The 14,019-nt window shown below is 33.1% G+C and carries 16 protein-coding genes and 1 pseudogene; 16 read left to right on the forward strand and 1 reads right to left on the reverse strand.

The features are described from left to right. The 13 genes and pseudogenes from C8P70_RS13815 to C8P70_RS10110 form a co-directional block, all read left to right on the forward strand. Positions 1-812, forward strand: a pseudogene (locus tag C8P70_RS13815) (hypothetical protein); the annotation flags it as partial. A gap of 5 nt (positions 813-817) precedes the next feature. Next, a complete protein-coding gene (locus tag C8P70_RS10060; protein ID WP_133713195.1) occupies positions 818-1,192 on the forward strand; it encodes a hypothetical protein in 375 nt (124 codons plus the stop codon). A gap of 423 nt (positions 1,193-1,615) precedes the next feature. Then, positions 1,616-2,218, forward strand: coding sequence for a hypothetical protein (locus C8P70_RS10065; protein WP_133713196.1), 603 nt, complete (start codon positions 1,616-1,618; stop codon positions 2,216-2,218). 5 nt (positions 2,219-2,223) lie between these two features. Next, the gene (locus C8P70_RS10070) at positions 2,224-2,580 is read left to right on the forward strand and encodes a hypothetical protein (RefSeq protein ID WP_133713197.1); all 357 of its coding nucleotides are present in this window, start codon (positions 2,224-2,226) and stop codon (positions 2,578-2,580) included. A 146-nt stretch (positions 2,581-2,726) separates the two neighbouring features. Then, the gene (locus C8P70_RS10075) at positions 2,727-3,095 is read left to right on the forward strand and encodes a hypothetical protein (RefSeq protein WP_133713198.1); all 369 of its coding nucleotides are present in this window, start codon (positions 2,727-2,729) and stop codon (positions 3,093-3,095) included. A 76-nt stretch (positions 3,096-3,171) separates the two neighbouring features. After that, positions 3,172-3,843, forward strand: a complete 672-nt coding sequence (locus C8P70_RS10080) for a hypothetical protein (RefSeq protein ID WP_133713199.1) — start codon at positions 3,172-3,174, stop codon at positions 3,841-3,843. A 7-nt stretch (positions 3,844-3,850) separates the two neighbouring features. Continuing rightward, positions 3,851-4,432, forward strand: a complete 582-nt coding sequence (locus tag C8P70_RS10085; RefSeq protein ID WP_133713200.1) for a hypothetical protein — start codon at positions 3,851-3,853, stop codon at positions 4,430-4,432. Positions 4,433-4,524: 92 nt separating this feature from the next. Continuing rightward, complete coding sequence (locus tag C8P70_RS10090; protein WP_133713201.1) at positions 4,525-5,340, forward strand: hypothetical protein; 816 nt, start codon at positions 4,525-4,527, stop codon at positions 5,338-5,340. Beyond that, positions 5,330-5,923, forward strand: coding sequence for a hypothetical protein (locus C8P70_RS10095; RefSeq protein ID WP_133713202.1), 594 nt, complete (start codon positions 5,330-5,332; stop codon positions 5,921-5,923). The genes C8P70_RS10090 and C8P70_RS10095 overlap by 11 nt, the downstream gene beginning before the upstream one ends. A gap of 29 nt (positions 5,924-5,952) precedes the next feature. Beyond that, positions 5,953-6,537 carry a hypothetical protein gene (locus C8P70_RS10100; protein WP_133713203.1) on the forward strand — a complete coding sequence of 195 codons (585 nt, stop codon included), beginning with the start codon at positions 5,953-5,955 and terminating at the stop codon, positions 6,535-6,537. A gap of 119 nt (positions 6,538-6,656) precedes the next feature. Continuing rightward, positions 6,657-6,827 carry a hypothetical protein gene (locus C8P70_RS13820; protein ID WP_166666217.1) on the forward strand — a complete coding sequence of 57 codons (171 nt, stop codon included), beginning with the start codon at positions 6,657-6,659 and terminating at the stop codon, positions 6,825-6,827. Between the two features lie 439 nt (positions 6,828-7,266). Further along, on the forward strand, positions 7,267-8,484 hold the full coding sequence (locus C8P70_RS10105; protein WP_133713204.1) for an MFS transporter: 1,218 nt from the start codon (positions 7,267-7,269) through the stop codon (positions 8,482-8,484). A 104-nt stretch (positions 8,485-8,588) separates the two neighbouring features. Then, positions 8,589-8,990: a hypothetical protein gene (locus tag C8P70_RS10110; protein WP_133713205.1), complete on the forward strand. Its 402-nt coding sequence runs from the start codon at positions 8,589-8,591 to the stop codon at positions 8,988-8,990. Positions 8,991-9,172: 182 nt separating this feature from the next. Here C8P70_RS10110 and C8P70_RS10115 read toward each other — a convergent pair whose 3' ends face one another. After that, a complete protein-coding gene (locus tag C8P70_RS10115; RefSeq protein ID WP_133713206.1) occupies positions 9,173-10,075 on the reverse strand; it encodes an AraC family transcriptional regulator in 903 nt (300 codons plus the stop codon). Between the two features lie 213 nt (positions 10,076-10,288). On the opposite strand from C8P70_RS10115, the gene C8P70_RS10120 reads away from it, so the two are divergent. From C8P70_RS10120 to C8P70_RS10130, 3 genes are all read left to right on the forward strand, one after another. Further along, positions 10,289-11,722, forward strand: a complete 1,434-nt coding sequence (locus tag C8P70_RS10120) for an MFS transporter (RefSeq protein ID WP_133713207.1) — start codon at positions 10,289-10,291, stop codon at positions 11,720-11,722. Positions 11,723-11,815: 93 nt separating this feature from the next. Beyond that, positions 11,816-12,358, forward strand: a complete 543-nt coding sequence (locus C8P70_RS10125; RefSeq protein WP_133713208.1) for a HugZ family pyridoxamine 5'-phosphate oxidase — start codon at positions 11,816-11,818, stop codon at positions 12,356-12,358. 105 nt (positions 12,359-12,463) lie between these two features. Further along, positions 12,464-14,008: a M20/M25/M40 family metallo-hydrolase gene (locus tag C8P70_RS10130; protein WP_133713209.1), complete on the forward strand. Its 1,545-nt coding sequence runs from the start codon at positions 12,464-12,466 to the stop codon at positions 14,006-14,008. The last annotated feature ends 11 nt before the right edge of the window (positions 14,009-14,019 follow it).

A 14,019-nucleotide genomic window follows, 5' to 3' on the forward strand; every position in this document is an offset into this window, starting at 1 on the left:
GTATAGGCAGTGTGTCAACGTATTTTGGCAATGCTGCTTTTGCGGCGCAAGCAGGTATGCACGGCATCTCGGGAGGAATAATGAGTGAAATAGAAGGCGGTAAGTTTATTTCCGGTTTAGCATCCGGTGCGGTGAGTTCTTTGGTAGGCAGTGCTATTAGCTCTACGGGTAATATAAAGATGAAAGGCGGAGGATTATTTAAAGATTCTCCGTATTTTGCAGCGACGATGTACGCTTCAGGCGGATTAAGTGGAGGTTTGTCTTCTTCCATTGCCGGAGGTAACTTTTGGAGTGGTATGCGGCAGGGAGTTATTACCACGGGACTAAACCATTTGATGCATATGGCTGTTCCGAAAGATCAGGATCCACCTGTTAATAATTCTAATTTAGAAATTGCAGAATTAAAGGATTGGGGGACAACAATAGAGGAATACAATAAGCTGTCAATATATGAAAGAATTTTTACAAATCGTCCAGGAGTTATTGGAGCAGCAGGAGGATTGGAATATTTTGGAAGTGGTCCGATAAAAGGAGGTAAATGGCTTGCCAAAATGGGACGTAAATTTGGTCCTAATACCATTACTACTGTTGAAAAAGTGGGAGTTAAATATTGGAAATATACGGCAGAAGTAGCTGGGCGTAATGGGAGAACAGTTTATACAAAATATCTAAATATGGAAGGAAAAACTGTACAATGGTTCCACGATACTTATAATGCTTCAAATAAATTTTTGCACAGAGAATTTAATGCTGCTGGGGGACGTTTGAAAGTACTTTGGGATGGAACAAGAGAATATATTAAAAAATTTTAGGAAACATGAAAATATGTTTTAGTGATATTCGGGATGTTTTTTTATCTATAAAGAGAAAGTCTTATGATAGGAAATATGCTAATGAAATAGCAAATGCATATATATATGAAGAAAATCAAAATATTTTTTTTAAGGATGATATGTATGATAATTATGGTTTTATTTTTCAATTCTTGAGTTCAGAACAATTTTTCATTTCAGACAATGAGTTTCGTAATCTAATAGATAGTATTTCGTATATCTCAGAAGATAAAATGGAACCTAAGGAAATAAAAAAAATTCTATATAAAAAGCAAATAGATGAATTAAAAAGAAAGTATAAAAATAAAGTAATTTCAAAAGATATTTATAATGCACAAATTACTAAGTATCTTAATTAAAAAAATATATTTCAAATCGTTTACTTTTGATGTAGTTAAAGAAGGCTTTTGTTTAAAAGAAAGCCTTCTTTAAAAAAACTTTTATAATACTTCAACGATTTTTCAGTGTGAGCTATGTCCTTATTACAGATAGCGATTACTTTTAACACCTTACAATAATAAATATAATCAAAAAAAACACTTCTATAAACTACCTTGCAGTTCAATAATCTTTAATGTAAGAAGATGTAACCGATGAATAAACAAGCGTACATAGACAAGTCATTTACCGAAATCCGAGCAAAAAATACAGGAACCATTTTATCTGGCAACCGGACTACAAATAGAAAATTTGTTAATTGAATCTAAAAAGAATTAAGTAAAGATTCGTATGAAAGCAGTAGATTTACTTCTAAAGGAAGAGGAGACGGATTAAGTGGAGGTTTGTCTTCTTCCATTGCCGGAGGTAACTTTTGGAGCGGTATGCGGCAGGGAGTTATTACCACGGGATTAAACCATTTGATGCATATGGCTGTTCCTGATAATGGCTATGACGAATACGGAAATAAGATTAATGATAATGGAGGTGATGTAATGGATATTAAATATGACAGCGATGGAGGTATTTTAGATATTACAGATGTAGAAGTAAGATATTGGGAAAAGGTTGGCGAAACTTCTCCTTTGCCGCTTGAAGAATTTGGGATTCGTAGGTTTAGAATGGCAAGTGGTGCAATTAATCAAGATAATACTTTTTTTGAATTATACGCAGGAGGAAAAATATTAGGTAGTGGATTGTCTTACTTAAGTAAAGAGTTTACTGTTTTAACTGGTGGTTTAAAACAGTGGATTAGAACAGGATCCTCTTATAGTATTGAAGGAGGTTTTAAAACCGTTAGTACTAGATGGGGATCAGGAGGAAATTATTGGAAAAAAATAGGAAATCCAACTCTACAAAATTTAAATAAAAGTTTTAGACAAACAAAATTACCTGGTAACAGTTGGAGGGTAAAGGATGCAGGACATTTTCATTGGTGGAAAAAATAATAAAAATGAAGTATATAAAATTTAAAGAAGTAATATCTAATCGTAAAAAAAAACCTTTAAGTACTTTTAAAAAAATATTTATAGGTGCGATAACATCTATTTTTCCAAAAGCAAATCCCGATTTTGATGATAAGATTGATAGTGTTTCTATTTGGTTATTGGAATTTGAAAATGAAGAAGATTTCCCGAATAGAGAGATTGGGATAGATTCCAATAATAATGTTATTCTTAAAATGCCGTATAAAGAAAACTATGGATATTGGACGGATAATAATTTAAAATTTAAAGATTTTATTAAATTATTTAATGTTGAAGTAATTAATGAATCTGAATTTTTAAAAAAATGGAATGAACTTCGATAATAATTTACCTCAGATGGATTGGATTCGCAATCGGTGCCTTTAAAAAATAAACCCACAAGTATTTAGAGCTACATACGGTAATAACAAAAAACATTGGATTGATATTGATCTAGGTAAGATTCCCAATATTAAAAAATAATTTAAAAATGCTACCATTTATAGATAAAAGTACACTAACAGAATTGTTTAAATTACAAATATTATGTTTAGAAAGGCTGTCTAATTTGTTTTGCGTAGATAAAATAGAATGTTTTTCTTATAGAACAATCATGTATGAAGGACTATTTGGTAAATATCTAGGGAAGCCTGTTACATCTCTACAGATAAAATTTGAGTATTTAGATTTTTTATTTGAATTTTATTTAGCATATAACCAATTAGAATATTATATATTGAAAGAAGGTAAGATTATAAAAGAATGTAATTTGGAAGATTTTTATGAAGATGATATTTTAGTACAAAAATTTATTAAATATTTAGCTGATGATTTGAAAGATTTAAAATTGGAAAACTAATATTAATACTATTACAGCCATATTTTGCAGAGTGTTAGTCGTTGTTTAAAATCTTCTGATTTTAGCATGTCTAGATTTGTCCTCTTCCATTGCCGGAGGTAACTTTTGGAGCGGTATGCGGCAGGGAGTTATTACCACGGGACTAAACCATTTGATGCATATGGTTAGAGATGATTTATGGGAAATAAGAAATGGAAAAGCAAGATTAATTAATACCGATGATGATGAAATTCAAATATTAAGTCAAAACAAGATACATTTATTATCAGATTTTAATTTTTCTAATGATTTAGATGCTGCAAAAACAATTGTTGATTATTATTCTTCCGAATATCAATTGTCAATTTATAATGGTGGTACTTTTAGTTTAGATCCGCAGAATTTTATAAGTAAGCAAGCGATGTATAATGCAGGGTTAACCGAGAACACTTTAATGTCAGTAACACTTACTTATAATAGTAGTTCAGTAGATATTAATTCTAAATTTTATCTATTAAGAGGTAGATTCCATCAAGTGTTAGACAATAAATATAATTTTATCAATTCTATTGGACATGAATATAAACATTATTTAGATAATCTTGGATTCAAAAGTAAATTTAATAATGGGTTTCGTGGTATGCAAAGCATTAGTGGATCAAGAGCAGAATTGAGAGCTATAAATTATCAACAAAAGTTACCATCTTGGGACAGTACTACATCAAATTATCGTAGATCTGTAGAATTATATAAATCAAAACAATTGTAGTAAAAAGATGAAAAAAGTACTGATATTATTTTGTTTAATAATTTTTATGGTAAGTTGTATAAATAAACGTCAAAATTATGAGTTTAATTTTGATCTTGAAGCTATTACAACTAAAGAAGATAAAGAAAACTTAAATATGACAGATATAGTATTTTACTATTTAGACAAGGAAAGTATTTATCGAAATTCTATTTTATTTTCCATTGATAAACCAAATTCAATGATACATAGAAATATATTAAAAACAGTGGATAATGAAGGCATCTTAGATTTTTGGATAGAATACAACAATAAAAAATATAAAATAGATATAGGGATAGGAGATTTTTATGCATTAATACAAGGAAATTCCTTTAGTTTTAAATGTAAAATGCATGAGATAGACGTTAATTCTGATTTGTATGCTTTTTTTGTATCATTAGATGAATTAAATGAAAAAAGAAAAATTAAAGTCTTGAAGAAAGAGCTTCCGTTAATGAAAGCATATATAAATATTGATGGGCAGATAAGTGAAATAAGAATAAATGATAAAACTAGAGGGCTTTTGGTTTTAATACCAAATAGTGAAAGAGATTCCATAATTAATTAATTATTAATTGGTCTCTCTCAATTTCTTGTGATGAATAATACTTTCTTGTACTGGTTATAGTTAGCGGAGCCATCAGCTTTGGCATAGGCAGTGTGTCAACGTATTTTGGCAATGCTGCTTTTGCGGCGCAAGCAGGTATGCACGGCATCTCGGGAGGAATAATGAGTGAAATAGAAGGCGGTAAGTTTATTTCTGGTTTAGCATCCGGTGCGGTGAGCTCTTTGGTAGGCAGTGCTATTAGCTCTACGGGTAATATAAAGATGAAAGGCGGAGGATTATTTAAAGATTCTCCGTATTTTGCAGCGACGATGTACGCTTCAGGCGGATTAAGTGGAGGTTTATCTTCTTCCATTGCCGGAGGTAACTTTTGGAGTGGTATGCGGCAGGGAGTTATTACCACGGGACTAAACCATTTGATGCATATGGCTGTTCCGAAAGATCAAGATCCGCCGGCGGATAAAGTTAATTCAAGAAAAGGAGGACAAAAAGAATATGGAGATTTTTCTATAGAAAAATTATTACTGGATATTGAAAAAAATGCTCAGAATTCGGGTTACAATCATTTTGTTGATTGGTTTAAGAATAATGATTTTGCAGGCGGATTAGGTGGATTCAAAATTTGGGGTGGAGGTTATGAAGATAGCGGGAGCGGACACAACATACAAGGAAAACATAAAAGCATTGATGCAAGTGATATGATAGGAATAAATGGCGCTGGAGCAAAAACCGATAGAGGGATATTAGGACTTTTTCAGTATTTTAGTACTGCTTTCGGGTTATGGACAAATAATCAAAACAAGCCAATTATAATTAGACAAAATAATGATACTATTTTTGTTAAATCTAAAAATCCAATGGGAATTACTTCTCCTGGCTATATATTAAAAAAAGATAAAAATGAAAAATAATAAGATAATAATTGTATGTGCAATATGTGTTGCAATATTAGGTGTTTATTCTTGTGACAGAGAATCAAAAACTGATAGCAAGTATGATATTCAATTAGATAATATGTTTTATGCGTTAGGACAAGACGTGGAAAAAGAATGTGTTTTTTTTAAGGAGGATTTACAACGAAAAGAAAAAAGTATTATAGATAAGGAAAACCATCAATTTTACTTTCAAGTTAATAAAGATATGAATGTTTACTATAATTATTTAGTTGAAATAGATTCTCTTAGTTTATCACATAAGGAAAATCTTTTTTTTACTGACAATGAAATTAATGTTCAAGGAAAACTTTTTCTAAAAAAGAGTGCCGCTTTTAATACTCAAATAATTAATATTATAAAAGATGAGTCTATTAGACAGAAAGTTAATTTATTATTAAGTGTAGATGATGTAAAAAGTGAAGAAAATATTTACTTTAATTATTTAGACTATTATTATAATGGTGCTCCTTATAAAACATTTAATTTTTTAATAAAAAATCGTAAACGAAATATATTATTAATTAAAAATGAAATTATTTGTTTTTTAAACAATGAGTAATAAAAATTTTTAATCTCTCAAATCTTTAAATGAAACGAAGCTTTTATCTAAAAGTAGTGATGTTGCTACTATCATTTGTTTATATTTCATGTAATAAAGAAATTGATAATAATAAATTGCAGCTGGATAATATGTTTTTGATATATGGAGATGAAATTCAGAATAAAACGATTTTTTTAAATAATATTATAGAGCAAAAAGAAGTAGAAAATGATGTTATTTTGGATGATAATTATAAAGTTTTATGTGAGTTGATACATAATTATTATGATTATTTAGATAGTTTGGACATTAAAAGTCTTGAAAGTAAGGCAAACTTGTTTTACAGAGGATCTGAGTTATTACATGAAAGTAAAATTTTTAGTGATAAGACTAATGTATTTTTACAAAATGTGGAAAATAAAATTAAAAATAAACAATATTTAGTTCAATATTTGCATTCTTTATTTGATGTTGCTGATATAAAAAATGAAGAGGATTTTTACATTGATTATATTGTATATTATTACCACTCTTTTCCTTACCAAATTTTTAATTATAATATGAAAAGTAGGAAGTATGATTTGGTTTTATTCCAAAATGAGGTTCTTGATAACTTTTTAATAAAAAACTAAGTTAGGTAAAAGTTTCTCCCGCTGGTGAACGAATCCCTACTACCGACGAATCTTTTCGTGTACTGCTGTCTTCCGATTTTACGCATTGGGGAGGTAGTTTTGCAGGTAATACCGCAGATATGATTGCTTTTTCTACTGTTAGTGGAGGAGGAGTATCCGCATTGACCGGAGGTAACTTTTGGAACGGCATGCGTCAGGGAGTTATTACCGGAACTGACAGGTTTGGGAATCCCATGAATGCTGGCGATATTGGTGTTGATGCAGACTTCCCTATTTTAGGACACCTCTAAATTCGATAAATAATTCTTATTATGTTTAGATTTGATGAAGAATTTAAATTGTTGAGATTCCAAAAAAATCGAATATAAGGCTTCAATTGTATAAATCAGATTCAAAGAGAAATCTTTGGATATTAATTTATAAACAATCTACGTTGGATGCACATAGCTGGGAGGAAATACAGTTAGAAAACCTGTATGATAAGCGGTATAGTTTTACTTTAGAAGAGCTAAAAGCAATGAACTGGATAATTGTGTATGACGGGGAGTAATGTATAAAACAGGCTGCCTTGTTATGAGGTAGTTTGTTTTTTATTTAAATATAGATCATCTGGGCAACGTAAGCCTGAGCTATTGCAAAACCTACTTTTTATCTTTGATTGCTAGTTTTAGTCTTCAAGAATGTTTCTGTTTTTATTATTTTTGGTACTGAAAATGTATTCTGTACAATATGCAAGACACTTGGAAAAAGAAGTTTACCATTCTTTGGATTGGCCAGTTTATCTCATTAATCAGCAGTTCTGCTGTTAATTTTGCTATTATTATATGGCTTAGTCTTGAAACAGGATCCGCTGAGGTTTTAGCCTTTGCTGCCATAGCAGGGCTCCTGCCGCAGGCTGTGATCGGACCTTTTGCGGGAGTCTATATCGATCGTTGGGATAGAAAAAAAACAATGATTTTTGCAGATGGTTTTGTCGCTTTTTGTACGTTAATCATGTCGGTAAGTTTTTATCTCGGACATGAGAGCTTATGGCTTATTTACACTATGCTTGGCTTGCGTTCCGTTGGTTCCGCTTTTCACATGCCGGCAATGCAGGCGGCAATTCCGATGCTGGCACCTCAATCGGAATTATTGCGTATTGCAGGCATCAATCAAATTATTCAATCCGTATCCAGTATTGCAGGACCCGCTTTAGGTGCTTTGGCAATCGGTTTTTCGTCTATCGGCAATGTTTTGTTGCTTGATATTGTCGGAGCATTGGTAGCTATTACAGCTTTGCTGTTTATTCATATTCCCAACCCGGAGATTGCGGAACAAGCAAAGGCAAGTTTTGATCAGGTATGGAAAGATATGAAGATTGGCTTTCAGGAAATCTACCTCAACAAAGGACTATTGTATTTGTTTTTATACTCCATTATAGCCATGTTTTGTATTATGCCGGTGGCCGTTTTATTTCCTTTGATGACGATTAATCATTTTGGAGGAGATAAGTTTGAAATGAGTTTAATCGAGATTATATGGGGTGTAGGCATGTTGCTGGGAGGAAGTGTTTTGGGAATTTGGAAACCGAACATCAATAAGGTGGTAATGATTAATTTAATGAATATTATTATTGGTATTACCTTTAGCTGGTCGGGGTGGTTAACGGCAGCGCAATTTATTTTTTTTGCTATTCTTACCGCTGTCGGAGGTGTAGCCGCCTCATTGTACAATGCAAGCTTTACAACATTGATTCAGGAGGAAATAAAACCCAATATGCTGGGACGCGTTTTTTCGTTATATTATAGTTTAATAGTGATTCCTTCTGTAGTGGGCTTGCTTTGTACAGGATTTATTGCTGATTTTATAGGAATCAGCCAAACTTTTGTAATTCTGGGGTTGCTTATTTCTCTGGTCGGTGTGGTTTCGTTTTTTACTCCTTCCTTAATGAAGCTGGGCAGTAAATAAGATGAACTAAAATAAAATTTTAAAAGCTGATGGTTTAAGTTATTTTTAAGATTTGGTATAATATTTGTGATTGCTTTAACTTATGAAACTTTAAATTTTTAATTATGAAAAAGTTATTTTTATTGGCTTTATTAGCCACAGGTTTGTCTTTTTCTGCTTATGCAGATAATAGTCAGCAAAAAGCACACTATATTAAAGACCAGATTCCGGTTACACCGATTGAGTTTGAGTATAAATATCATATCAAAATTTATAAAATGGATTTGACTCCTATTAATCCATCTCCGGGCGACTTATATTTAGAAGATAATCATGGAAATGCTTATCTGCCTTCGACAATAGTATTATATGAAAATACCGGTTGTTATACCGAAGAAAACTTGGGTAGAACATTGTTTATATTAAAAGAAATGTATGTTTTGTCTGATCCAAATCCGCAATCGGTAAAGGTAGAAGTAACTAAATTAGGACGTTGTTTAGGAGATTTTATACCGTGGAATCCGTGAAATAGTTTTATAAAACCGTGAATAAGCTTCTCGGTTTTTTTATTTGATTTTTCTTTTGCCGATCAGCAGGATAATTCAGAAATAAAATGGCAGAGCCAGTTGCTGTAAGTATATTAAAAAAAAGAGATGTTCTGTTGTTTTACTATATAAATATACCTGAGTTGAAGTGAACTTTAAGCGTCTTACATTTTTACCTTGGCAGGTAATTGTCCGTAATACTTTTTGAAAGCAGAAGAAAAGTGATGGCTGTGTTTGTATCCTACAAATTCTGCTATTTCATAAATTTTATATTGATTGCTATAAATCATTTCAAGTGCCTTTTGCATTCGTAAATCGTGCATGTATTTTAAAGTAGTAGTGCCGAAGAGTGTTTTAAAACCTTTTTTTAATTTAGTTTGGTTGATACCTACTCTCAGGGCTAACTCTTGTATAGTGAAATCCTGATTGTAGTTGTTTGTAATATATGTTTTGATTTCGCGGAGTGCTTCTTCATCTCTGCTGTATAAATGTAGTTCTTTAGGTGCTTTGTTGTAATTCCAGTTGTGATATTGCAATAGATGGGCTTCTTCAACTTTACTGTTTATATAATGTTCGGCTAATTTGCCTTGATAAGGATTTGAAATTAGTTGTTTTAATACTTGTACTGTATTGATATTTAGATCAAAGGTTAGTTTTGGTGAGTTGTTTTCCAACAGTTCATCTAAGTAGTCTTTTTCTTCTTCAAACAGATTTTTGATAAAACTTTTGCTTACGGCAATTTCTATAAATTCTCCTCTGTTGTTTTTATTCGTTTTCATAATGTGCTCGTAAGGAACTGTGTTTTCTTTAAAAAGCAAAGCGCCCTGTTCGTGTATGTCTAAATTCTCGTGATTCAATGTAATACTGCTTCCCTGTATACAGTTGCAGGTTAAGATGGATTCTTGAGTGGGGAGTACGGTGTGATGAAAATTTGCTTCAGCCCTATAAACACCGTGTTTAATTTTTGCAACAGAAGTATCAATAGTAGTAATTTTCATAGTATAGTTTTGACCTTCTATCGTGTATTTATTGATGTTTAAGTTTGTTCGGGAATTTGTCTTTAGCATACCTCATTTGATTTGATAACCCAAAAGTAGTTATTTATATTTATTTTAAATAGTAAGGAAGTAAAATGGTTTTTAGGGGGTTATAATATTTCTTTTTGCGTGGTTTTTTGACCTGAAAGCGTTGTATATCCATGTACTTTGTTTTAGAGTTTTGTAAAATAATAAATATGCTTAACTGAACTCTAGCTTCGTTAACATTTTAAAATATATTTTATGATGTTTAAAAATAAATGGTACATATTGCTTTTTCTTTTGTTGGCAACTGTACTTTCTCCGTTGGATTTTTATATTGTTAATTTAGCTTTGCCCTCCATACAGCACTCGTTAAAATCAAGTAGCAGCGAATTGCAAATGATTGTTTCTTTTTATACTTGTGCTTATGCCGTATTTCAAATATCCGGAGGTCGTTTTGGGGATATTTACGGAAGAAAGAAAATATTTGTAATTGGATTAACAGGATTTATCTGCTCTTCTGTATTGTGCGGAATTTCTCAATCGTCGGTTATCATGATTTTGGGTAGAGTATTGCAAGGTGTTTTAGGCGCAGTGATGATTCCTCAGGTATTAGCTATTTTACACGCGTTATTTGACGAAAGAGAGAAGCGATTAGTGATGGCATTGTATAGCTTTACTTTTGGTATAGCCGCCGCTTTAGGGCAATATCTTGGGGCATTGTTGATAGAGTGGAATGTGTTTAACTTAGGCTGGCGTGTTATCTTTTTAGTAAATTTACCTGTGGGATTGTTCGCCTTAATCATGGCTGTTATTGCATTGCCCAGACAAGAAACGAAATCGTCAGAGCAAGTGGATTATAGAGGTACATTGCTCTTAAGTGTTGGTTTAATAAGTTTTATTTATCCGCTGACAACAATTGTCGAGCAGGGAGTACAGATCCGAACTGTGTTGTATTTATTTGTTTCTGCTCTATCTCTGTATTTGTTTTTTCGAGTGGAAAACAAGAGAAAAAAACAAGATAAGAGCGTATTAGTCAACTTTGATATTTTCAAGTTTAAAAATTTAAAGCTGGGAGTGATAGTGAGCTTTCTGTATTATGCAAGCGGAGTATTCTATCTCGTACTGGGAATTTATCTGCAAGAAAATTCACATTGGACAAGTATGGAAGCTGGCAAAGCTATAATCCCATTTGGAATAGGTTTTATTGTTATGTCGTTGTGTTCTTCTATGATGAGTGCCTTTTTTAAACAGGCTGTTTTATCCTTAGGTTTGATACTATATGGTTTAGGTTTTTTATTATTGCTGTACACACTTTATAACTTTAGCTCATTCTTTTTTAAATTTAATTTATTTGTAATAGGATGTGGAATGGGATTGACATTAGCTTCTGTGGTTAGATTGAGCTTGAGTAATATTCCGGTTCAGTTTGCCGGTTTAGCATCAGGTGTGGTAAACTGTGGCTTGCAAATAGGCTCTGCCTTTGGTGTGGCAGCAATAGGAAGCGTATTTTTCGGCATCGCAAATACGGTTGATTATACTTTGGCATTTGCGGTTGTTTTAATTTTGATAAGTTTATTTTTGCTTATCGCTCTATTACTGAGTTTTAATTTAACCAGACATTTGTCTTCTACTCTTTTGACACTCAGTCCTCTTCGGAATTTTGATCAGAATGAAGAAAAAGCATCAGAGTAAAAATAATAGCACACAAATAAACCTATTTTAAACGAGTTTATTTTTATTTAGTTTAAATTATTGTTACTTTAGCGTCGTAATAAATATTTTAAAATGGATACACAAACTATAAAACCGGCGCTTGACCAAACCAAGGTTAAACCCAAAGCACCAAAAGTAAAAGAATTGATAGAAGGCTGTAAATCAATTGTTATGGCGACGTTAAACGAAGACGGATCTCCGTTGGTGAGTTATGCGCCTTACGCTAAAGTAGATAATAGTTTTCAGATATTAGTTTCGTTTATTGCCAAACATACCAAAAATTTAAAAGACAGAAAAACAGTGTCTTTGATGTTTATTGAAGATGAGAGCAATGTAAAACAAATCTATGCCAGAGATCGTTTAACGGTTGAAGCTAACGCTGTTTTAGTAGACAAATCAGAAGCTTTATACGAAAAAGCAATTCAGGATTTAAAAGACCGACACGGAAAAGTAGTAGAAGTGCTGAGCGATTTAAACGATTTTGTGCTGTTTGATTTAAAGCCAATAAAAGGATCTTATGTAAACGGTTTTGGAAGTGCTTATTTCGTTGATGAAAACCTTGAAATCGTGGAACACAGAAGAGGAGCTCACGGCGAACAAAATAGGGATAAGTAGTAAGTTGATATATTTCATAAAAGAGGGCTTTTGCAATTGCGCAGGAGTCCTTTTTGTTTTTCATTATATTTGCTTTTAGGACGTGAAAATGCATAACCAAAAAATATGAATTATTTAAAAAAAGCCACACTGTCGCTTACTGTATTTGTAGCGGGTTTTTCTTTTGCACAAACTCAAGATGCTGTTATCAGTGCCATTATAAAAGAAGGAACAGAACACTCACAATTAAAAAATTACGCCTTTGAATTGATAGATGTCATCGGTCCGCGTTTGGTGGGAACACCTCAGATGAAGCAGGCACATGACTGGGTAGTGGATCAATATCAGAATATGGGACTCGAAGCCCGAAACGAAGAATACGGCACGTGGAAAGGATGGGAAAGAGGAACAAGTGAGATTGTGCTGACTTATCCGCGTTTGCGCTCTTTAGACGGGATGCAACTGGCATGGAGCCCGGCTACAAAAAAAGGCGGGGTTGAAGCAGAAGCAGTTGTGTTGATAAATGCAGCAAATAAAGCGGAATTCGAAGCCTGGCTGCCAACTGTAAAAGGAAAATATGTGATGGTCTCTGCTCTTCCGCCAACGGGCAGACCAGACTATCAGTGGAAAGAATTTGCTACTCTCGAATCTTATGAAAAGATGAAAGAGGAGAGGGAAAGTATAGAAAAAGAATGGAACACACGCATTTTAATAACGGGATATAATACAACAGAACTGCCTAAAATATTGGAAAAAGCAGGTGCAGCAGGTATTGTTATGTCTTATTGGACGGGAGTAATGGGAGCGAATCGGATTTTTGGAGCAGAAACCCAAAAAATTCCTACGGTTGACTTATCCTTAGAAGATTATGGATTGCTTTTCCGTTTGGCAGAAAACGGAAAAAAACCGCGAATAAATGTTGATGTACAATCCAAAGATCTGGGAGTTGCTAAAACGTATAATACTATTGCAGAGCTAAAGGGAGGAGAAAAAGCAGACGAATACGTCATCCTATCTGCCCATTTAGACAGTTGGGATGGTGCCGGCGGAGCAACAGACAATGGTACGGGGATTATAACTATGATGGAAGCCGCCCGAATTTTAAAAGCAGTTTTGCCACACCCCAAACGAACCATTTTAATAGGGAATTGGGGGAGTGAAGAACAAGGACTTAACGGGTCAAGAGCCTTTGTGGCTGATCATCCGGAATTGTTGGAAAAAATACAGGTAGTGTTTAATCAGGATAACGGAACAGGGCGTATTGTCAATATTTCCGGACAAGGTTTTACAAGTGCTTATCAATATCTGGGCGATTGGCTCCACGCTGTACCTGAGGTTTATAAAAAAGAACTTAAAACCTATTTTCCCGGGTTGCCCTCTGCGGGAGGTTCCGACCATTCTTCTTTTGTCAGTAAAGATATTCCCGCGTTTATGTTGGGATCACTAAGCTGGGGTTACGGACAATACACGTGGCATACCACCAAAGATACATATGATAAAATTGTTTTTGACGATGTGCAGAACAATGCTATTTTAATCGCTATTTTAGCTTATAAAGCAAGCGAAGAAGCCGAATTAATGCCAAGGGAAAAGAGAATCATGCCGTTAAATGCAGATGGAGAAAGAGAAAGCTGGCCTCAAGCCAAACAACCGCAACGGTCAAAACCATAACTTGATAAAAA

The organism is Myroides indicus, from assembly GCF_004364575.1.
GTDB classification, from domain to species: Bacteria; Bacteroidota; Bacteroidia; order Flavobacteriales; family Flavobacteriaceae; genus Flavobacterium; species Flavobacterium indicum_A.